At 69.0% G+C, this 22,347-nt stretch carries 15 protein-coding genes and 1 tRNA gene; 7 read left to right on the top strand and 9 right to left on the bottom strand.

Annotated features, from left to right (window positions below; translation table 11 throughout):
* Positions 1–48 precede the first annotated feature (48 nt).
* Positions 49–2,178 (bottom strand): excinuclease ABC subunit UvrB, encoded by a 2,130-nt coding sequence (gene uvrB, locus G6R20_RS04590; RefSeq protein ID WP_120285892.1) that lies wholly within the window; start codon positions 2,176–2,178, stop codon positions 49–51.
* 126 nt (positions 2,179–2,304) lie between these two features.
* Here uvrB and G6R20_RS04585 point away from each other — a divergent pair, with 126 nt between their 5' ends.
* Positions 2,305–3,729: a DUF4185 domain-containing protein gene (locus G6R20_RS04585; protein ID WP_119191808.1), complete on the top strand. Its 1,425-nt coding sequence runs from the start codon at positions 2,305–2,307 to the stop codon at positions 3,727–3,729.
* 1 nt (position 3,730) lies between these two features.
* Positions 3,731–5,287 carry a DUF4185 domain-containing protein gene (locus tag G6R20_RS04580; RefSeq protein WP_119191809.1) on the top strand — a complete coding sequence of 519 codons (1,557 nt, stop codon included), beginning with the start codon at positions 3,731–3,733 and terminating at the stop codon, positions 5,285–5,287.
* A 43-nt stretch (positions 5,288–5,330) separates the two neighbouring features.
* Here the strand turns inward: G6R20_RS04580 and coaE are convergent, their stop codons facing one another.
* Complete coding sequence (gene coaE / locus G6R20_RS04575; protein ID WP_096905573.1) at positions 5,331–6,419, bottom strand: dephospho-CoA kinase; 1,089 nt, start codon at positions 6,417–6,419, stop codon at positions 5,331–5,333.
* A 101-nt stretch (positions 6,420–6,520) separates the two neighbouring features.
* Between coaE and G6R20_RS04570 the strand changes: the two genes are divergently transcribed.
* Positions 6,521–8,074, top strand: a complete 1,554-nt coding sequence (locus G6R20_RS04570; protein ID WP_143337688.1) for a DUF4185 domain-containing protein — start codon at positions 6,521–6,523, stop codon at positions 8,072–8,074.
* A 358-nt stretch (positions 8,075–8,432) separates the two neighbouring features.
* Here the strand turns inward: G6R20_RS04570 and rpsA are convergent, their stop codons facing one another.
* Positions 8,433–9,908 (bottom strand): 30S ribosomal protein S1, encoded by a 1,476-nt coding sequence (rpsA, locus tag G6R20_RS04565; protein ID WP_067714021.1) that lies wholly within the window; start codon positions 9,906–9,908, stop codon positions 8,433–8,435.
* 142 nt (positions 9,909–10,050) lie between these two features.
* On the opposite strand from rpsA, the gene G6R20_RS04560 reads away from it, so the two are divergent.
* Positions 10,051–10,803: a class I SAM-dependent methyltransferase gene (locus tag G6R20_RS04560; RefSeq protein ID WP_235027857.1), complete on the top strand. Its 753-nt coding sequence runs from the start codon at positions 10,051–10,053 to the stop codon at positions 10,801–10,803.
* Positions 10,804–10,832: 29 nt separating this feature from the next.
* Here G6R20_RS04560 and G6R20_RS04555 read toward each other — a convergent pair whose 3' ends face one another.
* The 4 genes from G6R20_RS04555 to polA all read right to left on the bottom strand — a co-directional run bounded on the left by G6R20_RS04555 (position 10,833) and on the right by polA (position 16,367).
* Positions 10,833–11,594 carry an amino acid ABC transporter ATP-binding protein gene (locus G6R20_RS04555; RefSeq protein WP_119191810.1) on the bottom strand — a complete coding sequence of 254 codons (762 nt, stop codon included), beginning with the start codon at positions 11,592–11,594 and terminating at the stop codon, positions 10,833–10,835.
* The gene (locus tag G6R20_RS04550) at positions 11,591–12,574 is read right to left on the bottom strand and encodes an amino acid ABC transporter permease (protein WP_119191811.1); all 984 of its coding nucleotides are present in this window, start codon (positions 12,572–12,574) and stop codon (positions 11,591–11,593) included. Before G6R20_RS04550 ends, G6R20_RS04555 begins: the two co-directional genes overlap by 4 nt.
* An 11-nt stretch (positions 12,575–12,585) precedes the next feature.
* Positions 12,586–13,488, bottom strand: a complete 903-nt coding sequence (locus G6R20_RS04545) for an ABC transporter substrate-binding protein (RefSeq protein ID WP_119191812.1) — start codon at positions 13,486–13,488, stop codon at positions 12,586–12,588.
* An 86-nt stretch (positions 13,489–13,574) separates the two neighbouring features.
* Positions 13,575–16,367 (bottom strand): DNA polymerase I, encoded by a 2,793-nt coding sequence (gene polA, locus G6R20_RS04540; protein WP_163375662.1) that lies wholly within the window; start codon positions 16,365–16,367, stop codon positions 13,575–13,577.
* A gap of 79 nt (positions 16,368–16,446) precedes the next feature.
* Here polA and G6R20_RS04535 point away from each other — a divergent pair.
* The 3 genes from G6R20_RS04535 (at position 16,447) to G6R20_RS04525 (ending at position 18,964) form a co-directional block, all read left to right on the top strand.
* Positions 16,447–16,523 (top strand) — tRNA-Leu (locus tag G6R20_RS04535).
* Positions 16,524–16,670: 147 nt separating this feature from the next.
* The gene (locus tag G6R20_RS04530; RefSeq protein ID WP_163375661.1) at positions 16,671–17,141 is read left to right on the top strand and encodes a MarR family transcriptional regulator; all 471 of its coding nucleotides are present in this window, start codon (positions 16,671–16,673) and stop codon (positions 17,139–17,141) included.
* On the top strand, positions 17,138–18,964 hold the full coding sequence (locus tag G6R20_RS04525; RefSeq protein WP_240341259.1) for an MDR family MFS transporter: 1,827 nt from the start codon (positions 17,138–17,140) through the stop codon (positions 18,962–18,964). Before G6R20_RS04530 ends, G6R20_RS04525 begins: the two co-directional genes overlap by 4 nt.
* A 67-nt stretch (positions 18,965–19,031) precedes the next feature.
* On the opposite strand, the gene G6R20_RS04520 is transcribed toward G6R20_RS04525, so the two are convergent.
* Both G6R20_RS04520 and G6R20_RS04515 read right to left on the bottom strand, forming a co-directional pair.
* Positions 19,032–19,481: an SRPBCC family protein gene (locus G6R20_RS04520; protein WP_163375660.1), complete on the bottom strand. Its 450-nt coding sequence runs from the start codon at positions 19,479–19,481 to the stop codon at positions 19,032–19,034.
* 81 nt (positions 19,482–19,562) lie between these two features.
* Entirely contained in the window at positions 19,563–22,310 is a 2,748-nt protein-coding gene (locus tag G6R20_RS04515; protein WP_163375659.1) for a cation-translocating P-type ATPase, read from the bottom strand.
* Between the last annotated feature and the right edge of the window lie 37 nt (positions 22,311–22,347).

The raw sequence follows: 22,347 nt of genomic DNA, 5'->3' as shown, positions 1-22,347 counted from the left end.
GAGGACGCCGCCGACGGGCGGGGTAAACGCGGGAAAAAGCGGCCCAGGTTAGTCGACCCCGGCCTCACGCATCCCCTTGAGTTCCTTACGCAGTTCGGCGATCTCGTCCCGGAGCCTCCCCGCAAGCTCGAATCTCAGGTCGGTGGCCGCGGACATCATCTGCTCGGTCATCTCCTCGATGAGCTTCTCCAGCTCCTTTCGGGGTCGCGCCGACCCGTCGGCCGCCCGGGCGCCCACGAGCTCCGGTCGTGCCCTGGGATCCGCGTCGTCCCCGTGTTCCTCTCCGACCCGGTCGAGGATGTCGGCGATCTTCCTGCGGAGCGGCTGCGGGTCGATGCCGTGCTCGGTGTTGTACGCGACCTGCTTCTCACGCCTGCGATCGGTCTCGTCGATGGCCTGCCGCATGGCCTCGGTGACCGAGTCCGCGTACATGTGGACCTCACCGGAGACGTTGCGGGCCGCACGGCCGATTGTCTGGATGAGCGAGGTGGCCGAGCGGAGGAAACCCTGCTTGTCGGCGTCCAGGATCGCCACGAGCGAGACCTCCGGCAGGTCCAGTCCCTCCCGGAGCAAGTTGATGCCGACCAGGACGTCGTACTCCCCGCGCCGGAGATCCCGGAGCAGCTCCACCCGCTGGAGGGTGTCGATCTCCGAGTGGAGGTACCGAACCCGTATCCCCAACTCGAGCAGGTAGTCCGTGAGGTCCTCCGACATCTTCTTGGTCAGCGTGGTCACCAACACCCGCTCGTCGCGTTCGGCGCGCTGACGGATCTCCCCGATCAGGTCGTCGATCTGCCCCTTGGTGGGCTTGACCACGATCTTCGGGTCGACGAGCCCGGTCGGCCGGATGACCTGTTCGACGAACTCCCCACCGGCGCGCCCCATCTCGTAGGGGCCGGGCGTGGCGGAGAGGTAGACGGTCTGACCCACCCGGCCGGAGAACTCCTCCCAGGTCAGGGGACGGTTGTCCAGGGCGGACGGCAGGCGGAACCCGAAGTCGACGAGATTGCGTTTGCGGGAGGCGTCGCCCTCGTACATGGCGCCGATCTGCGGCACGGTCACGTGGGACTCGTCGATCACCGTGAGGAAGTCCTCGGGGAAGTAGTCGATGAGCGTGGCCGGCGAACTGCCCGCCGGCCGACCGTCGATGTGCCGCGAGTAGTTCTCGATACCGGAGCAGAAGCCCACCTGCTGCATCATCTCGATGTCGTAGGACGTCCTCATGCGCAGCCGCTGCGCCTCGAGCAGTTTGCCCTGGTTCTCCAGCTCCGCCAGGCGCTCCTCCAGCTCGGCCTCGATGGAGGCGATCGCCTTGGCCATCCTCTCGGGACCGGCGACGTAGTGGGTGGCCGGGAAGATCCGCACCTCGTCGACCCTGCGCACGACGTCACCGGTCAGCGGGTGGATGTAGTACAGCGCGTCGATCTCGTCCCCGAAGAACTCGATGCGAACAGCGAGTTCCTCGTAGGTGGGGATGATGTCGACGGTGTCGCCCTTCGCCCGGAACGTGCCCCGGGTCATGGACACGTCGTTGCGCTCGTACTGGACATCCACGAGCAGCCGGAGCAACTGGTCGCGGTCGACCTCCTGCCCGACGGCCAGCGCCACCGACCTGTCGAGGTAGGACTGGGGTGTGCCGAGACCGTAGATGCACGAGACCGAACTGACGACGACGACGTCGCGCCTGGACAACAGGGACGACGTCGCGGAGTGCCGGAGCCTCTCCACGTCGTCGTTGATGGACGAGTCCTTCTCGATGAAGGTGTCCGTCTGGGCGATATACGCCTCCGGTTGGTAGTAGTCGTAGTAGGAGACGAAGTACTCGACCGCGTTGTTGGGCAGCATCTCGCGCAACTCGTTGGCCAGCTGCGCGGCGAGCGTCTTGTTGGGCGCCATCACCAGGGTCGGCCGCTGCACCTTCTCGATGAGCCAGGCGGTGGTCGCCGACTTGCCGGTGCCGGTCGCACCGAGCAGTACGACGTCGCGCTCCCCGCGTGCGAGGCGTTCGGTCAGTTCCGCGATCGCCGTGGGCTGGTCGCCCGACGGGGTGAACTCACTGACGACCTCGAAGCGGGTCGCACTTCGTTCGACATCGCCGATCGGTCGGAACTCCGAGTACGAGAGCACTGTCGGGTCGGCGGGGACCCCGTCGTCGGGGATCTCTGTCGCGAAAGCCATACCACCAGCGTACGAGCAGCCGTTCACCCCCGCCCACCGGTGTCGCCGCAGCGGATGTCAGGGGTGCCAACTACCGTAGGAGTGAGCAGCCCCTCACCGTCCCTGTCATGTCGTCTGGAGAACCCCATGGCCCGCAGCCCACTTCGTCGTCGTACCGCCCGCCCTGACGACGCGCGTCGGCCGATCACGGCGGTCGCCGCCGCCTCTCTCGCGGCGGGGGCCCTCACCCTCCTCGCACCGGTCGCCACGGCCGCACCGTGTGACCCGTGGCCCCCGGCCGGCGGCACCGCGGGCGGGTCGGGCTCCCTCTCGGGGTCTCTGGGGGCGCCCACGTCCGCGCCCGCCACCCCGTGGGCCGACGGCGGGAACGGGTACATCCCGGTTCTCCGGGGCCGGACCACCACGGTCGAGTTGCTGACGGGACCCACCAGCCCCAACGACACGGTAGACAGATTCGGCATCTCCGGCACCGACCTGGGAATCCTCTGGGACAACGGCGACGCCTCGGATCCGCAGATGATGATGGCCCTCGGGGACACGATGGGCGACTGTGACGAGCCCGGTGACCAGTGGCGCAGCAACATCCTCTTCCGATCCGGCGACCGCACACTGAACGACGGGATGCGCATCACCGACGCGCCGATGGAGCGGCCCGGGATGGCGAAGTCGATCCTCCCCCGCACCGGCCACCCCGACGAGACCACGGTGATCCCCACCGCCGGCGTCGAGGTGGGCGGCACCCAGTACCTGCGGTACATGTCCGTTGAACGGTGGGGCTCGCCCGGCGAGTGGACCACCAACTACTCCGCTCTCGCCCGGTCGACGGACAACGGCGAGAACTGGGTCCCCGTACGCGATACCGCCCGGCGGGGTACCGCACCGATGCCCCTCCCGGTCGACCTGGGCCCGGAGTCCACCACCCACACCGCCGGGCAGATGAGCGCGTTCCTCAAGCACGACGGGTACGTCTACGAGTACCTCACACCGTCCGGTCGGAGCGGGTCCGCACGGCTCGCGCGGGTCCCCGAGAACCGGATCGAGGAGATGGCGGCCTACCGCTTCTGGGACGGCGGCGACTGGGTCGTCGATCACCGCGACGCCGTGCCGGTGCTCGGCGCTCCGACGGTCAACTCGGCCGTGAGCGAGTTGTCGGTGTCCTGGAGTGCGCACCTGGGTCGCTTCATCGCGTTGTACAACAACCGCGCCAACAACATCGTCATGGCCCAGTCCGCCACCCCTTGGGGCCCGTGGTCGGGTGAGGACATCCTGCTCTCGTACCAGCACGTCCCGACCCTCTACGGCGCCTTCGTCCACCCGTGGAGCCCCGCCGTGGAGACTCGCGGCGAGGACCTGTACTTCACCATGTCCACCTGGGACGCCTACAACGTCTTCCTCATGAGGACCGACCTCACCCAGATCCCGCCGCGGACCCTTCCCGACGCCCGGTCGCGGATGCGGACGACCGACGACAGCTGGACCCGCAACACCCCGGACCCGGCGGACACCGGCGAGACCGTCCTGGTCGAGCGTCGGCCCATCCCGGAGGCGTGACATGACCCGACCTCTCCCCCGCCGCCTGAGCTCGGTCGTCGTCGCGTCGATCACGGCCGCCGCGTCGGTCGTGACCCTCGGCACGGTCGGAGCCGGAACCGCCGCTGCCGGCCCGTGCAGCGAGATGTTCGGCAACTTCGGTTCCCTGCTGGAGAACCGGACCGGGGCCGGTATGGGCACCGGTTCCCTCGGTTCGCTCGGGTCCTCCGGTGGCTCCGGGTCGCTGGGCTCCGCCTCCCGCGCGCTGGGCTCCGCCGACCGTTCGGGATCGCTGGTCCAGCAGTTGGAGACCGGCTCCCTGGGCAACGGTTTATCCGGCTCGCTCGATCCGATGATCGGGTCGGTCTACGGGATGCCCCCGTGGATCACCGGAGAGGAGGGCACGGTACCCGTCCTGCGTGGACCCACCCGGTTCGAACAGCTCGTCACCGGGCCCACGAGTCCCGGCGATTCCGTCAACCGGTTCGGCGTGGCCGGAACGGACCTGGGCATCATGTGGGACAACGGTGATCCCGCCGACCCACAGGTCCTGATGGCGTTCGGCGACACGATGGGCGACTGCACGGTGCCCGGCAACCAGTGGCGTTCCAACGTCCTGTTCCGCTCCGCCGACACCGATCTGACCGATGGCATCACCATCGATTCCGCCGCCATGGGAACCGACGGTCTCGCCAAGTCGCTGGTCCCGCGGTCGGGGCTGCCCGGTGAGGTCACGATCATCCCGACCTCGGGCATCTCCGTCGAGGGTGTCCAGTACCTGCGGTTCATGTCCGTGGCCCACTGGGGCCAACCCGGATCGTGGACCACCAACTACTCGGGGATGGCGTACTCGACGGACAACGGCGAGAACTGGGCCGTCGTCCCCTCTCTGGCCCGCCCCATCACCGACACGGTCCCCCTCGGCGCCGGAGCCCCGGCCGTGGATCCTGCGTGGCGCGGCTCCCAGATGAGCTCGTTCCTCAAGACGGACACGCACCTGTACGAGTACCTCACCCCCTCCGGGCGACAGGGCGGGGCGGTCGTCGCACGCGTTCCGCTCGCCGGTTCCCCGACCGCGGACGAGCTCGACGGATCCGCCACCCCGCCCGCCGCGGGCGTCCTCGCCCCCGAGGCGTACGAGTACTGGAACGGCTCGGCATGGGTGTCCGATGTCGGCGCCGCCGAGCGGGTCCTGCCCGCCCCGGCGAGCGAGATATCGACCATGTACAACGAGTACCTCGGGAAGTACACCGCGATGTACTCACAGGGGTACGACTCGGTGGTCCTCCGCACCGCCGACCGCCCCGAGGGGCCGTGGAGTTCCGCCACCACGCTGGTGGACTATTCGGTGCTGCCCGGCGTCTACGGGGCGTTCATGCACCCGTGGGCGCAGGGCGAGGACCTCTACTACCTCGTCACCACCTGGAACGCCTACAACGTCTTCCTCGTGCGCACCCGGCTGTCGGAGGTGTTCCCCGACCCGAACCTGCGCCGGGCCAGCTCTCAGCCGGCGCCGACCGAGGTCGTGCGACAGGTGCCGGTCTCCGAGCTGGTCGACGGGGTGGTCCCGACCGAGTGAGACCCGGCCGGGGGCGGGGCTGCGGACCCGCCCCCGGTCGGCGCTACCGCCCCCGCAGCACGGCCTCGCTCAGGGTGCGCTCCCACTGACGCGTCTCCTCGCGGTCCGCGCGACGCAGGATCTCCGCGTACTCGGCCCGTGCGTCGGGGTCCGCGCCGATCACCTCGGCCATGAGTAGCGAGAACTCGTGCTCGGGGTCGTCCTCTGCCAGGATCGACACCTCCAGCGGCCTGGCGGGGTCGCACCAGTGCAGCAACGGCCGTTCGCTCGACCGATCACGCACGTATCCCGCCTCGGTGAGCGTGCGCAGGGCGACCTCGACCGCTGCCGCGTCCCGCACCGTCACCTGCAGATCGATGACGTCGGGCGCGTCCAGTCCCTCGACCGCGGTCGGACCGACGTGGTCGATCCGGGTGGCGATCTTCCCCACCACGTGACGCAGGCGCCCGCACGCCCGCTCCGCCTCGCCTGCCCACTCGGGCCGGAACGGGACGACGGTGCGGTCGCCCACCACGGGGGTCCCGGTGCGCAGGTTGTGCTCGAACGGGCGGAGGCGGACCTCGACCAGGGCGCTGGTGAGGTCCACGGCGGTCTGCCGGTCCCCGGAGTTGTCGATCACCACGTCCGCGGCGGCCCGGCGGGCCTCATCGGTGGCCTGCCTCGACATGCGGGCGCGGGCGTCGTCCTCCGGCATCCCCCGGAACTCCACCAACCGCTGCAACCGGATCTCCTCCGGGGTGTCTACGACGATCACCAGGTGGTAGCCGGGTGTCATCCCGCCCTCCACGAGGAGCGGCATGTCGTGCACGACGATCGCGTCCTCCGGCGCCGAGCCGAACAGCTCGGCGGTCCGCTCCCCGATCAGCGGATGGGTGATGGCGTTGAGGGCCGCGGTCCGCTCCGCGTCGACGAAGGCGCGGGCGGCGAGGGCGGCGCGGTCGAGTGCACCGTCCGGCCCCAGGATGTCCTCGCCGAATTCGGCGACGAGCATCGCCAACCCGGGGGAACCCGGTTCGACGACCTCGCGGGCGATGAGGTCCGCGTCCACGATCACCGCCCCCGCCTCCGCGAGCACCGCCGTCACCGTCGACTTGCCGGCACCGATCCCACCGGTCAGACCCACCATCAGCATGACGTGGAGTCTAGGTGACCGAAAGGCGTGCCGGTCCGAGCGACGTAGGTAAGGTCTCACGTGTGAACCGGATTAACTCTGTGCCACGTCTGCTCTCTGCGTTGCCTCTCGTTGTAGCACTGGCGATCACGGTGGCTCCCGCCCACGCAGCCGCCCAGTCCGCAGACTCCACGGGTTCCACCAGTTTCACCGGTTCCTCCGGGTCGACCGGATCGACCGGGTCCTCGGGCTCGACAGGCTCACTGCTCGGCGAGAGCGGTCCTTGCAACAGCTTCTTCGGGAACATCCCCCCGGGTTCCCTCGGCCCCTTCCCCGTCACCGGATCGCTCGCGAACGCGACCAACTCGGTGCTCGACGCCACCGCATCCTCGGTTCGCCGATTCCCCCGATGGGTCACCGGGGCCGACGGCACCATCCCGGTCCTCAAGGGCGCCACGTCCGTACGCCAGCTGGTTACCGGGCCGACCAGCCCCGCGAAGACCGACGAGCTGTACGACATCCACGGCACAGACCTCGGGATCACCTTCACCCACGATGGCGAGACCATGGCCCTGTTCGGCGACACCTTCGGAGACTGCACTCCCACAGACAACCAGTGGCGCTCCAACGTCATGCTCGCCACCGCCGGCGGGAGCCCCGAGAACGGGATGGACGTCCTCAGGGCGGTCCCCTCCGATCCACAAGGGAAGGCCACGGCACTCGTCCAGGGTGCGCACCAGTCCAACGGGGCCGGCGAGGTCACCGTCATCCCGACCGCCGCGATCAGCACCGGTGATGACATGTACATGCGGGTCATGTCCGTGCGGGACTGGAACGCGCCTGGCGGCTGGAACACCAACTACTCCGCACTGGTGAAGTCCACGGACGACGGCGAATCGTGGACGGTGCTCACCGAGACGATGCGGCGCGTCACGGATTTCACCGGATGGAACCCGACAGTTCAGTTCGAACCCGCTCCGGACAGCGAGACCCTGCCGCCGGTGGACGGAGACCGCTGGTACGGGGCGCAGATGAGTGCGTTCCTCCTCGACGCTGGTCATCTCTATGAGTACGTGACCCCGTCCGGTCGTCAGGGTCCTGCGATGCTCACTCGGGTTCCGATCGGGCAGATCGAGGACCCCGCCGCGTACGAGTGGTACGCGGGTCCAGGCGCGGGCTGGACCGACGAGCCGACCGGGTACGACGTCATCCCGGCACGCGTCGAGGAACTCTCGGTACAGTACAACGAGCACCTGGACAAGTACATCGCCGTGACGCCCTCGCCGACGGGCGTCGTCTCCATGCGGGTGTCGGAGAGCCCCTGGGGACCGTGGTCCGAGCCCCAGACCATCGTCGATCGAAGCATGTTCCCGAACGGCTACGCCCCGATGATCCATCCCTTCACCACGGACAACGACAGCCGGTACCTGTACTACACGCTCTCCACCTGGGACGCGTACAACGTCTTCCTACTTCGCACCGACCTCGACGAGTTCGACTTCGCCGCTCCGGACGCGGACCCCCGGACCACCGTGGAGTCCCGTGTCACGGTCAGTACTGCGGCGGAGTCCGGAGCCATCGACGACCGCGGTGTGATCGACGAGGAGCGCCTCGAGGAGATCGCGGAGGTCGAGCCCGCCGTCGCCGAGCCGATCGTCGAACCGCCCGGTCGTTGATCGATCGCTGCGCGCCACTCCCGCGTGTCGGGCACACCCCCGCCGACGCCCGTGAGTCCTCGGGGATGCGAGGCAGGGTGGTCACCGCCCCGATCTCACCCGCTCCGACATCCACCGCGATGACCCCGGGAGCGGGACGGTCGGTGCGGGCGGCCTCCTCGCCCCCGGCATGACGCGCCACCAGCCAAACCCGGGAGCTCGCATCGCCAAGGGTGCTCACCCGTCCGGCGCGCAAGGCGGCACTTCCGCACTGCGCACGTCACAGACCGGCCACCGCCACCGGAGCGCACCGGGGATAGACGGAGCGGCCCCGCACCGGATACCGGTGCGGGGCCGCTCTCAGATGCCTACTGTGCGATCACTCGCCTCCGGCGAGCTTCGCGCGCAGGGCGGCCAGCTGCTCGTCCGAGGCCAGCGAACCGCCGGTGGACTCGGCCGGAGCGGCCTCCGCCGCAGCCGGACGCGACGACGGGGTGGACTCCGACGAGTAGTTGGTCGGGGCGGCCTCGGCGGCCTCCGCAGCAGCGGCCCGACCCTTCTCGATCTGGGCCGTGTGCATCTTGTGGCGACGCTCGGCCTCCGCGTAGCGGTTCTCCCACTCCTCGCGCTGCTTCTCGAAGCCCTCGAGCCACTCGTTGGTCTCGGGATCGAAGCCCTCGGGGAAGATGTAGTTGCCGGCCTCGTCGTAGCTGTCGGCCATGCCGTACTTCGACGGGTCGAACTCCTCAGCATAGTCCTCGTCCGCCTGCTTGAGCGAGAGCGAGATACGACGACGGTCGAGGTCGATGTCGATGACCTTGACCATGGCGTCGTCGTTGACCGTGACGACCTGGTCCGGGACCTCGACGTGGCGCTCGGCCAGCTCCGAGATGTGGACCAGGCCCTCGATGCCCTCGTCGACACGCACGAAGGCGCCGAACGGCACGAGCTTGGTGACCTTGCCCGGGACGATCTGACCGATCGCGTGGGTCCGGGCGAAGTGCCGCCACGGATCCTCCTGCGTGGCCTTGAGCGACAGCGAGACGCGCTCGCGGTCCAGGTCGACGTCGAGGACCTCGACGGTGACCTCCTGGCCCACCTCGACGACCTCGGACGGGTGATCGATGTGCTTCCAGGACAGCTCGGAGACGTGGACGAGACCGTCGACCCCGCCGAGGTCCACGAAGGCACCGAAGTTGACGATCGAGGACACGACGCCCTTGCGGACCTGGCCCTTCTGCAGCTGGTGCAGGAACTCGGAGCGCACGGCCGACTGGGTCTGCTCGAGCCATGCACGGCGCGAGAGCACCACGTTGTTGCGGTTCTTGTCCAGCTCGATGATCTTGGCCTCGAGCTCCTGACCCACATAGGGCAGGAGGTCACGGACGCGGCGCATCTCCACCAGCGAGGCGGGGAGGAAGCCACGGAGACCGATGTCGAGGATGAGGCCACCCTTGACGACCTCGATGACGGTGCCCTTGACGGCCTCGTCCTTCTCCTTGAGCTCCTCGATCGTGCCCCAGGCGCGCTCGTACTGTGCGCGCTTCTTGGACAGGATCAGACGGCCGTCCTTGTCCTCCTTGGTCAGGACCAGGGCCTCGACCTCATCGCCCACCTCGACGACCTCACCCGGGTCGACATCGTGCTTGATGGAGAGCTCGCGCGAGGGGATAACGCCCTCGGTCTTGTAGCCGATGTCGAGCAGGACCTCGTCACGATCGACCTTGACGATCGTGCCCTCGACGATGTCACCATCGTTGAAGTACTTGATCGTGGCGTCGATGGCGGCGAGGAAGTCCTCAGCGGAGCCGATGTCGTTGACGGCTACCTGCGGGGACGTGGTGTTGGTGGTCATATGGTGGGGTGCTCCGGAGTGGATAGGAATCGTAGCGGACGGGAAGAAAGCGAGCGCGTACGCACGCGACCGTCAACTGTACGCTTCACACGTGACGTCCACAAACCCCCCAGGACATGGAGAGTCGGTCCGAGCCTCACGGATGTGGTGGGACTCGGAGGCGACGGATTACCACCATCACCACGGCGAGTTCCTCGGCGCCCACTCCGCCGACGGCGAGTTCGTCTGGTGCCCCGAGGGCCTGCACGAAGGTGACTGGCACCTGCTCGGTGACCTGGAGGGCCGCGACGTGCTCGAGATCGGGTCGGGGTCGGCTCCGTGCTCCCGGTGGATCGCCGGCCGGGGCGCCCGTGCCGTGGCCGTCGACCTCTCGGCCGGGATGCTCCGTGTGGGGGCTGAGGCTGCGAGCCGGGCGACGGGCCCGGCGGCGACCGTACCCCTGATCCAGGCCGACGCCGGCCGGCTGCCGTTCGCGGACGGCAGTTTCGATGTCGCGTTTTCGGCGTTCGGAGCCATCCCGTTCGTGGCGGACTCCGCGGGCGTGATGGCGGAGGCGGCGCGCGTCCTGCGACCGGGCGGCCGGTTCGTCTTCTCGGTCAACCACCCCATGCGGTGGATCTTCCGCGACGATCCGGGCCCGGAGGGTCTACTGGCCGTGTTCCCCTACTTCGACCGCTCGCCGTACACCGAGTACGACGACGGCGAGCTGACCTATGTCGAGCACCACAGGACGGTGGGCGACCGGATCCGCGAACTGGTCGCCGCCGGGTTCGTGGTGCAGGACCTCATCGAGCCGGAGTGGCCGGAGTGGCTGGACCGGGAGTGGGGGCAATGGAGCCCGCTGCGTGGCGGGATCTTCCCCGGCACGGCGATCTTCGTGGCCACGCTCTCCTGACCCACCCTCTCGCCGGACCCGCCCCGGCGTCACAGGATCTTGGACAGGAAGTCCTTGGTCCGTTGGTGGGACGGCGAGGTGAGAACGTCCGCGGGTGTGCCGGACTCCACCACGACACCGTCGTCCATGAACGCCACCGTGTCGGCGACCTCCCGGGCGAACCCCATCTCGTGGGTGACCACGACCATGGTCATCCCCGCGTCCGCGAGATCGCGCATCACGCCGAGGACCTCCCCGACCAGCTCGGGGTCGAGGGCCGAGGTCGGCTCGTCGAACAGCATCAGTTTGGGGTCCATGGCCAGGGCCCGGGCGATCGCCACGCGCTGCTGCTGCCCGCCGGACAGCTGGGCCGGGTAGGCATCGGCCTTGGCGGCGAGACCCACCTTCGCGAGCAGGCCGCGGGCCCGCTCGGTGGCCTCCCCACGCGACTGGCCCTTGACCAACATCGGCGCCTCGATGACGTTCTCGAGGGCGGTGCGGTGGAGGAACAGATTGAAGTGCTGGAACACCATGCCGATGTCCCGTCGCTGGCGGGCGGCCTGCTTCGGGGAGATCTCGTAGAGCTTGTCACCCTTCTCCCGGTAGCCCACCAGCTCGCCGTCGACGTAGAGCCTGCCGGCGTCGACCCGCTCCAGGTGGTTGATGCACCGGAGGAAGGTGGACTTGCCCGATCCGGAGGGCCCCACCAGGCACAGCACCTCACCGGCGGCGACCTCGAGGTCGATGCCCTTGAGGACGCGCAGCGACCCGAAGTTTTTACAGACCTGCTCGGCCCTGACCATCGACGTCATGCCAGCCCTCCCGACTGATCGGTGCCCTTGACAGCGGCGAGGGCGGACGGCGTGAGCCCGTCCGCATCGGCGAGTGCGCGCAGTTGCCGGCCGGTGAGCCTCCGGGTGGCGCCGCGGGAGAAGCGCTTCTCGAGGTAGTGCTGACCCACCATGAGCACGCTGGTGATGACCAGGTACCACGTGGCGGCCACCAGCAGCAGCGGGATGGGCTGGAAGTTGACGCCGGAGATGTCGCGCGCCTGCCCGTAGAGCTCACCGGAGAACGGGATCGCCACGACGAGTGAGGTGGTCTTGAGCATCGAGATGAACTCGTTGCCCGTCGGCGGGATGATGACCCGCATCGCCTGCGGCAGGATGGTCCGACGCATCGTCTGGCCCCACGTCATCCCCAGCGCGGTCGAGGCCTCGGCCTGCCCCTCGGGAACCGACGAGATGCCCGCGCGGACGATCTCCGCCATGTACGCGGCCTCGTTCATGGCCAGGCCCACCACGGCCAGCCAGAACGCCGAGTACAGGACCATCGTGTCGTCGAACCGGACGAACTGCAGGTCGGTGAACGGGATCCCGAACTGTATCTGGCGGTACAGGGTGAAGATCAGGCCCCAGAACAGCAGCTGCACGTAGATCGGCGTCCCGCGGAAGATCCACAAGTACACCCAGGCGACTGCTTTGAGCACGGGGTTGCTGCTCATCCGCATCACCGAGAGGATAACGCCGAGAACCACGGCGAGGATCATCGACAGCAGCGTCAGCGCGATCGTGTAGAACACGGCCATGCCGAACCTGGTGTCGAACAGGTAGCGGGCGTAGGTGTCCCACCCGTAGGCCGGGTTGGTCGCCGCGCCCCAGATGAACAGGAACACCAGGACCAGTACGACGGTCGCCGACACCCAGCGCCACGGGTGCCGGAGAGGCACCGCCCGGATCGGTTCCGGGGCCTCCGCCGCGGGGGCGTCCGCCCCCTTCTGCGCGGTACTCACCTACCGGTCACTCAGCCCTTCCGGATCTCGGCGTCATCGATGAGACCGGCCTCGAGGCCCCAGTTCTGGGCGATCGTCTCGAAGTCGCCGGTCTCGATGAGCTTGTCGGCGGCAGCCTCGAGGGCGGCGGCGAGTTCCGAGTCCTTGCGGACGGGCCAGCCGTAGGGGGCGGAGTCGAACACATCGCCGACGAGCTGCATCTTGCCCTCGGACTGCTTGACCGCGTAGGCGGAGATGGGCGAGTCGGCGGACATCGCGTCGACCTTGCCGAGCGCCACGGCGGTCGAGGCCTCGTCCTGGGAATCGAATTGGATCTTCTCGATCGCGGGCTTCCCGGCCGCGACGCAGGCCTCGCTGCGGGCGGGCACGTCCTCCTGGTCGGAGACCGTGGTCCGCTGGACGGCGACGTTCAGGCCGCAGGCGTCATCGGGGTCGACGTCGTTGCCGGCGGCGGCTGCCCACTGGATGCCGGCCTCGAAGTAGGTGACGAAGTCGACGGTCTGGAGCCGCTCGTCGTTGACGGTGAACGACGAGGCTCCCATGTCCATGGTGCCGCCCTCGATCGCCGGGATGATCTTCTCGAAGTCGGACTCGCGGAACTCCGCGCGAAGCCCCATCAGCTGGGCGGCGGCGGTCAATACGTCAATGTCGAAGCCGACGATCTCGCCGCTCTCGTTCTTGAACTCGTTGGGCGCGTACGGCGGATTGGTGCCGATCACGATGGCGCCCTTGTCCCGGATCTCGGCCGGGACGAGCGCGGCGATCTCCTCGTCGGTCTCGAGAGACACCTCGTCACGAGGCTCCCCGGAGTCCTGCGGTCCCTCGGTGTTGGTGGTGCAACCGGTCAGCGCGAGGGCCGCGGTGGCGGTCAGGACCATGGCGGCGCGCAGTCCGCGCCGGGAGGTGAGCGTCATGGGGTGCCCTTTCAGGCGTCGTGGAGCCGAATCTGAAATGAACTTAGGGTACAGGTCGGCTGCCGCCCGGGAGGTCAACGGGACGCTCAGTGCGCCGCCGAGTCCCAGTCCGGACCGGTTCCGGTCGAGACATCCAACGGGACGTCGAGCTCGATGGCCGAGTACATGCGGTCCACGACCAGGTCCCGGACCTCGTCGAGTTCGCCCTCCGCCACCTCGAGCACGAGTTCGTCGTGGACCTGGAGCAGAAGGCGGCTCTTCAGCCGCCGTTCGGTGAGGTCCGCGTCGACCTTGAGCATGGCCGCCTTGATGATGTCGGCGGCCGTGCCCTGGATGGGTGCGTTGAGCGCGGCACGTTCGGCGTTCTCCCGCTTGAGCCGGTTGTCCGAGTTGAGCTCGGGCAGGTAGCGACGCCGCCCGAACAGTGTCTCCGTGTAGCCGTCTCGGCGGGCCTGTTCGACCACTGCGCGCAGGTAGTCGCGCACGCCGCCGAAGCGGGAAAAGTAGGCCTCCATCTGATCCTTGGCCTCACCCTGGCTGATCCCGAGCTGGGCGGCGAGGCCGAACGCGCTGAGCCCGTAGGCCAGCCCGTAGCTCATGGCCTTGACCCGGCGACGGAGCTCCGGGGTCACCTCGTCGATCGGCACGCCGAACGCGCGCGAGCCGACGAACGAGTGCAGGTCCTCCCCTGTCCGGAACGCCTCGATGAGCCCGGCGTCGCCGGACAGGTGTGCCATCACCCGCATCTCGATCTGGCTGTAGTCGGCGGTGAGAAGACAGTCGTAGCCCTCACCCACGACGAACGATTCGCGGATTCGTCGACCGTCCTCGGTGCGCACGGGGATGTTCTGCAGATTGGGGTCCGTCGAGGAAAGCCGGCCGGTCGCGGCCACGGTCTGGTTGAACGTGGTGTGGATACGCCCGTCGTCACCGATGGTCTTGATGAGCCCCTCGACCGTCGTCCGCATCTTGGTGGTCTCGCGGTGCAGCAGCAGTGCCTCGAGGAACGCCCGACCCGGGGTGTCCCCCGTCTCCTTGGCGAGCAGTTCCTCGAGGGCCTTGGCGTCGGTCGTGTACCCGGTCTTGGTCTTCTTGGTCTTGGGCATACCGAGGGTCTCGAACAGCACCACCTGGAGCTGCTTGGGTGAGCCCAGGTTGATCTGTTCCCCGCCGATCGCGGCGTAGGCCGCGTCGGCAGCCTGCCGACCGCGGTCGGCGAAGTCGTCCCGCAGCCCGTCCAGGGCGCCACCGTCCACCGCGATGCCGATCGACTCCATCCGCGCCAGCACCGGTACGAGCGGCAGTTCCATCTCGGCCATCAGGCGCGCCCCGTGCACCTGCTCCAGTTCCACGTCCAGCCGCTCCGCGAGATCGACCACCGCGCGGGCGCGGGTCGCGGCGGCGTCGGCGTTCTTCTGTTCCGCCTCGGCGTCATCGACCTCGTCGAGCAGGGACAGTTGCTTGTCCCCCACCTCCGCCTCGGGCAGTTCGCGCCGCAGGTGACGCTGGAACAGTTCCGCCAGGCCGTAACTGCGCTGGCCGGGCCGCACCAGGTAGGCCGCCAGGGCCACGTCCATGGTCACCCCGCCCAACCGGAACTCGCGCCCCATCAGCGCGTGGGTGGCCGCCTTGGCGTCGTGGACCGCCTTGTGCACCGCGTCGTCGGCCAGCCAGTCCCGGAGGGCCTGCTCGTCGTCGGGTCCGAGTGTCGCCAGATCGAGGTGCCCGGAGGCGCCGCCGGCGGCGGCGATGGTGATCGTCTGCGCGTCGCCCGCGCCGGGTCGGGAGGGTCCGACGACGACGAGGCCGTGCCGCTGCCCGGCCGGCGCATGGGCTGCGAGCCAGTCGGAGACCTCGCCGGCGTGCAGGACCGAGGCCTGCTCCAGTTCCACCTCCGCTGCCGGCGCGGGGGAACCCTCCGGCAGGAACGCCGTGAGGAATCGATCGCGAGCCTGCGGCCCGAACTCCAGCCGGTCGAACAGTGCGTTGACGTCAGCGCGCTCCGGGGTCGCCCGGACGAGGTCGCCGATCCCGACGCCGAGGTCCAGGTCGCGGGTGAGCTCGGTGATCCGGCGGTTGAGCTGGACCTGGGGTAGGTGCTCGCGGAAGCTCTCTCCGACCTTGCCCTTGATCTCGTCCGCGTGCGCGATGAGTTCGGAGAGGGTGCCGTACTGGGTGATCCACTTGGCGGCGGTCTTGTCGCCGACCTTGGGCACACCCGGGAGGTTGTCTGAGGTGTCGCCCCGCAGCGCGGCGACGTCCGGGTACTGGGTGGGCGTCACCCCGTATTTCGCCTCGACCGATTCGGGCGTGAACCGGGCGAGTTCGGAGACGCCCTTGACCGGATAGAGGACGGTGACCTCGTCCGTCACCAGTTGCAGGGCGTCGCGGTCCCCGGTGCAGATCAGCGTCTCGGCGACGCCCGCGTGGGTGGCGAGGGTGGCGATGATGTCGTCGGCCTCGTGCCCTTCCAGGGACAGGGTCCGCACGCCCAGTGCCGCCAGCGCCTCCTGGATGAGCTCGACCTGCCCCTTGAACTCCTCGGGCGCGGCCGAACGGGTCGACTTGTACTCCGGGTACTCCGCCGTGCGGTGCAGCGTCGCCCGCGAGACGTCGAACGCCACGGCCAGATGCGTGGGCTCCTCCTCGGTCACCAGGTTGGCCACCATCGACAGGAAGCCGTACACGGCGTTGGTGTGTTGGCCGGAGGCCGTGGAGAAGTTCTCTGCCGGCAGCGCGTAGAACGCGCGGAACGCGAGCGAGTGCCCGTCCAGGAGCAGCAGGCGGGTCGGCCCCTCCCCCGCGGTGGCCCCGGAAGCGGCGCCGGGTCCGGTGCCGGGGGTGGTGCTGGCTTCTGCGGTCTTACTCGTGGTGCTCACAGGGCCACTCTAGGGTGGGCGTCGGACAGAAGCTCATCGGTCGTCGGTTAGACTTCCGGACCAGCGGTTCGCCGCGTTCGCCCCCGTAGCCCAATTGGCAGAGGCAACGGATTCAAAACCCGTCCAGTGTCGGTTCGAGTCCGACCGGGGGCACCACATCCCGAGCGAGGTCGGACCCGCTCGCGTTCCCCTCATCACGCTTCACCGCCCTCTCCCCTCCACCCCGCAGCCCACCCGGTGGCGCGATGGTGCGCTCCGCGCGTAATGTTTGCTTGCTGCAAGCAACCGAAGCGAGGGGTGGGCATGCCGATAGACGCGGAACGCGGCGGGCGAGTGGTGGTGGACCTGTCGCGGGTGGTCAAACTCCTTCGTGCGGTGAACCTCTCGGTCCCCAGCTACGACGAGGCCGTCGAACCGACCGCCCATCCGCTCCTGTTCGCCATCCATGACGGCCCCGCCCGGGTCACCGATCTGGCCGCGCGGATCCACACCGACGTGTCGGTGGTGAGCCGCCAGGTCAGCCAGCTCGAGAGCCGCGGCCTCATCACCAAGGTCCCCGACCCCGATGACGGGCGCGCCAGCCTCGTCACGCTCACCTCCGCGGGCGCCGAGCTCATCTCCCGGGTCCTCGACAGCAGCGGGGAGTGGATGGCCGGCCTCCTCCGGGACTGGACACCGGACCAGGCGGACACCTTCATCTCGGACCTGCGCCGACTCGCCGATTCCCTCCACACCGAACTCTGCTCCCTCACGTCCGCCGAGGAGAGCCGATGACCACCGCCAAGACCTCCACGGCGCTCGCAGGCGAGGACGGCGAGTTCACGCACCGTCAGATCCTCGTGATCCTCGCCGGGCTCATGTCCGCGATGTTCCTGGCCAGCCTGGATCAGACGATCGTGAGCACCGCGATCCGGACCATCGCCGACGACCTCCAGGGCCTCGACGCCCAGGCATGGGTCACCACCGCCTATCTCATGACGTCCACGATCTCGACGCCCCTGTACGGCAAGCTCTCGGACATCTACGGACGCAAGCCGTTCTTCGTGATCGGCATCGTGATCTTCGTGTTCGGCTCTTTGCTGTGCACGCTCGCCACCTCGATGTACATGCTCGCCGTCTTCCGCGGCATCCAGGGACTGGGTGCCGGCGCACTGATGTCCCTGGCGCTCGCGATCATCGGCGACATCATCCCGCCCCGTGACCGCGCCAAGTACCAGGGCTACATGCTGGCGGTCTTCGCGTCGTCGTCGGTCCTCGGGCCGGTGATCGGCGGGTTCTTCGCCGGGGCGGACACGATCTTCGGCATCGACGGGTGGCGCTGGATCTTCCTCATCAACATCCCCATCGGCGCGGTGGCGCTGACCCTCGTGATGATCACCCTCAACGTCAAGAACGTCCGGGTCGATCATCGCGTGGACTGGGCGGGGGCCGCCGCGATCGTCGTCGGTCTGGTACCTCTCCTGCTGGTGGCCGAGCAGGGCAACACCTGGGGGTGGGGTTCCACCGCCGCCCTCGGCTGCTACGTCGTCGGGCTGGCCGGCATCGGGCTCTTCCTCCTCGTCGAGGCCCGCGCGGGCGACCAGGCCCTCATCCCGCTCCGCCTGTTCCGCGACCGCACCTTCGCGATCGTCACGGTCGGCGGCGTGATCGTGGGTATGGCCATGTTCGGCGGCATGATGACGCTGCCGCTGTACATGCAGATCGTGCACGGCGCCGACCCCATGGAGTCCGGGCTCATGATGCTCCCGCTGGTCGCGGGGATGATGGGTGCCTCGATCGTGTCGGGCCAGCTCATCTCCAGGACCGGCCGTGTCCGCGAGTTCCCGATATTCGGAACGGCGGTGGCCGCTGCCGGCCTGTTCCTGCTGTGGACGATCGATGCCGACACGTCGCTGACGCTGGTGATGGTCTACATGCTGGTGCTGGGCATCGGGCTCGGCAACTGCATGCAGCCGCTCACCCTCATAGTCCAGAACGCCGTGAGTCCCCGCGAGATCGGAGTGGCCACCGCCTCGGCGACCTTCTTCCGCCAACTCGGCGGTACCGCCGGCGTCGCGGTGTTCCTGTCCATCCTGTTCAGCCGCGTCGGCGGCTCCATCTCCGGCCAACTCGAGCAGGCCGCCGCCGACGGTAGTCTCGCCCGCGGCGTTCAGGAGGGCCTCACCGATCCCGCACTGCAGCGGGATCCCGACGCGTACGGGATCGTCCGGGCCCTCGCCGACCCCACCACCGGCGCGGGGGCACTGGAGACGGTCACCAAGGATTCCTCGGTGATCAACCGGCTTCCCGAGCTGGTGGCGCATCCCTTCGAGCAGGGTTACGCGCTGAGCATGTCCGAGATCTACCTGGTGGCCGGCATCCTCGCCGTGGCCGCCTCGGTGATCCTGGCGTTCATGCCGCAGATCGTGCTCCGGACCGGCTCCGCGCAGGCCGAGGCCGCCCGCGAGGCGGCCGCCGCGGCCGCGCCCACGGGGACCGACGCCGACGCCGCCGAGGCCGCCACCGGAACCGACGCGTCACCGACCCCGACGGGAAAGGGGACGACGACGAGGACCGCCCCGGCGGATCGATCGCGGTCGGCCGAGCGAACGGACTGAGCCCGGTCGGCTGGGCTGAGCCCGGTCGGCTGGGCTGAGCTCGAGCGGGCGGACGGAGCCCGGTCGGCTATCCCTCGACGTCGTCCTTGAGGTTGGTCAGCAGGGCGTGCTGGATGCGCTTGAGACCGGCCGGAGCGAAGGTCCGCTCGAAGAAGCCGCCGACACCCCCGGCGCCGTCCCACGACGTCGTCATCTCGACGAGCGAGCCCCCTGTCGCCTCGCGCACCGTGTAGGTGGTGGCCATGGACGAATTCTCGTCTTCTTCCACCAGCGACCAGTGGGCGGCGGCGTCATCCACGGTGACGTTGGCCTTGACGTCCCGGTTGCGCTTCTTGGTGGCCTGGAGATTCCAGGCGGCGACGGTGCCGTCTCCCTGCCCGCCCTGGATCAGACGGTAGGCGCTGAACTGCTCGGGTTGGATGCGGGGGCGGACCTGCGCGTAATCGGCGATCGCCGCGCTCACGGCCTCGACGGGCGCCTCGATGACGATGGTGTTGCTGGCGGTGACCCTGGCCATGATGATGACTCCTCCTCGTCGGTCCGACCGTGTCGCGCCCGCTACCTGACGCGGTGGTGGCGGCGCCCTCGGGTGGGCGCGTCAGACCACGTCCATCCTGCCCGACACACCGGCCCGTCGCGTACGCCATCTCGCGCCGGCCTTGCGCAGTTCCTCCAGCCAGAGGATCGACGACGCCACCGCGGTGGCCAGCAGCCATTCGTCGGCGCGGAGCGAGGTGGTGTCGAAGACGCCCTGCAGGAACGGCACCTGGACCACCGCGATCAGCAGCAGCGGCACCGCGCCCAGCGCGACCCAGATCGGGGCGTTGTGCGCCATGTCGCGAGAGAACACCGAGCCGTGGTCGGATCGAACATTCATCAGGTTGAACACCTGGAAGAAGACGAACGTCGCGTACGCCAACGTGGTGGCGAACAGCGGTTCCCCTGCTCGATCGGGGAACACCGCCTCGGCGGACGCCAGCACGAGCAGGGTACCCACGGCCATCACGACGCCCAGCCAGAGGATCCGCACCAAGCGCGTCAGAGTGAGGATCTGTTCGCCGGCCGGACGCGGAGGCCTGCGCATGGCATCCTTCTCCACCGGCTCGACACCCAGGGCCATCGCCGGCGGGCCGTCCATGACGATGTTGACCAACAAGACCTGCAGCGCGGTGAACGGCACCGTCGCCAGCCCCAACAGACCACTCGCCAAGAAGACGATCACGAACGCCCACGCGGTGGTGAGCTGGAACTTCACGAACTTGACGATGTTGTCGTAGATCCCCCGCCCCTGCCGCACCGCGGAGACGATCGTCGAGAAGTTGTCGTCGGTGAGCACCATGTCCGCCGCGCCCTTGGACACGTCGGTACCGGTGATCCCCATGGCGATCCCGATGTCGGCCTGACGCAGGGCGGGCGCATCGTTCACACCGTCTCCCGTCATCGCCACCACGTCCCCGTCAGCCTGGAGGGCCCGCACCATCCGGATCTTGTGCTCGGGGGTCACGCGGGCCAGCACGCCGAGGCGAGCGGCCCGGGCGGACAGCTCCTCGGCGTCGATGCGGTCCAGTTCGACACCGCTCACCGCCTCCCCGCCGATACCGAGGTCGCGGGCGATGGCCGAGGCCGTGACCAGGTGGTCTCCGGTGATCATGTGCACCGAGATGCCCGCCTGGTGGGCGATGCGTATCGACTCGGCGGCGCGTGGCCGCGGTGGGTCGACGATCCCCAGCACCGCGAGCACTGTCAGGTCGCGGACCTCGCCGAGCAGAGAGTCCTCGTCGGGTGGTCCGTCACCGTCGCCGAAAGGCCGGGCGGCCACGAGCAGCGTGCGCAGGCCGGACGCGGCGAGCCCCTCCGTGTCCGCGCGCAACGCTCCACGCCGCTCGTCGTCGAGCTCCACCGCCGTCGCCCCGTCCCAGACGTGCGTGGCGCGAGGCAGGACGGCACCGGTGGCACCCTTGACGTGGAGGACGAGGTCTCCACCCGGTGCGCGGTTGACCGTCGCCATGAACTTGTACGCCGAGTCGAACGGGACCTGGGCCACCCGCGGACGGGCGGCGCGCAGCCCCTCGACGTCGATCCCGCACTTGGTCGCCGCCACCAACAGTGCGCCCTCGGTCGGATCTCCGACCAGTCGCCCGTCGTCGATGATCGCGTCGTTGCACAGCGACATTGCCACCGCGGCCCGCCTCAGGTCCGGTACGACGTCCGGGTCGGACGAGAGGACGGCCCCGGACCCGCCGTATCCGGTCCCGGTCACGGAGTATGACCCGCCACCCGCGACGATCCGCGTCACGGTCATCTCGTTGAGGGTCAGGGTGCCGGTCTTGTCCGTGGCGATGTGACTCGTCGACCCGAGGGTCTCGACGGCTGCGAGGTTCTTGATGATCGCGCCCTCACGGGCGAGGCGAGAGGCACCCATGGCGAGCGTGAACGCCACGACCGCCGTGAGCCCCTCCGGAATCGTGGCCACGGCCAGGGAGACCGCGGACAGGAGCATGTCCTCCCAGGTCTGACCACGGACGAGCCCGATCACCAGGACCAGGCCCACCACGACCAGTGCGATCGCGGTGAGGACGCGCGCGAGCGCCCCGATCCGCTTCTGCAGCGGGGTCTGCCCGGGCGCCGCCCCGCTGAGCAGGTCGGCGATAGCGCCCATCTCGGTGTGTTCGCCGGTGCCGGTCACCACCAGGCGGGCCCGGCCGCGGGTGACCTCCGTGTTCATGAACACCATGCTCGAGCGGTCGCCCAGCGGTGCATCGACGTCCTCCACCGCCTGAGGGGACTTGTCGACGGGGACCGACTCCCCTGTCAACGACGACTCGGCCACCTGCACCCTCGACCCGGCGAGCACCCTGCCGTCGGCGGGCACACGGTCCCCGGATTCCACCACCACGATGTCGCCCGGCACGAGATCGCTGCTGTCGACCTCGATCTCCACGCCGTCCCGCACGACCCGACTGCGGGGAACCGACATGTCGCGCAACGCCGCGAGACCGGCCTCCGCGCGGGTCTCCTGGACGTAGTTGAGGATCGTGTTGAGCACTACCACCAGCAGGATGACCACCGGGGTCTCCCACTCCCGGGAGACCCCCGCGCTCACCACCGCTGCCACTGCGAGCACGAGGATCATCGGGTCCGCCAACAGCCTCGCCACCCGCCGCAACGCGGACACCGGCGCGGCGTCGGGCATCGTGTTGGGCCCGTGCCCGGCCAGGCGCTCCCCCGCCTCGGTACTGCTGAGCCCGCCCGGGCCCGTTCCGAGACGGGAGAGCACCTCCTCCGGCGGGAGGGCGTGCCACGGCGTGGGTGTACCGGACTCCGCTGCCGACCTCGTCGTCGTCATCTCCCCGGTCCTCCCACCCCACCGGCCCGGGCCGCAC

Source organism: Dietzia sp. Alg238-R159, assembly GCF_900537145.1.
Classification (GTDB): Bacteria; Actinomycetota; Actinomycetes; order Mycobacteriales; family Mycobacteriaceae; genus Dietzia; species Dietzia kunjamensis.
The sequence above is the reverse complement of the archived record's forward strand: the minus strand, read 5'-3'. Positions and strand labels throughout refer to the sequence as shown.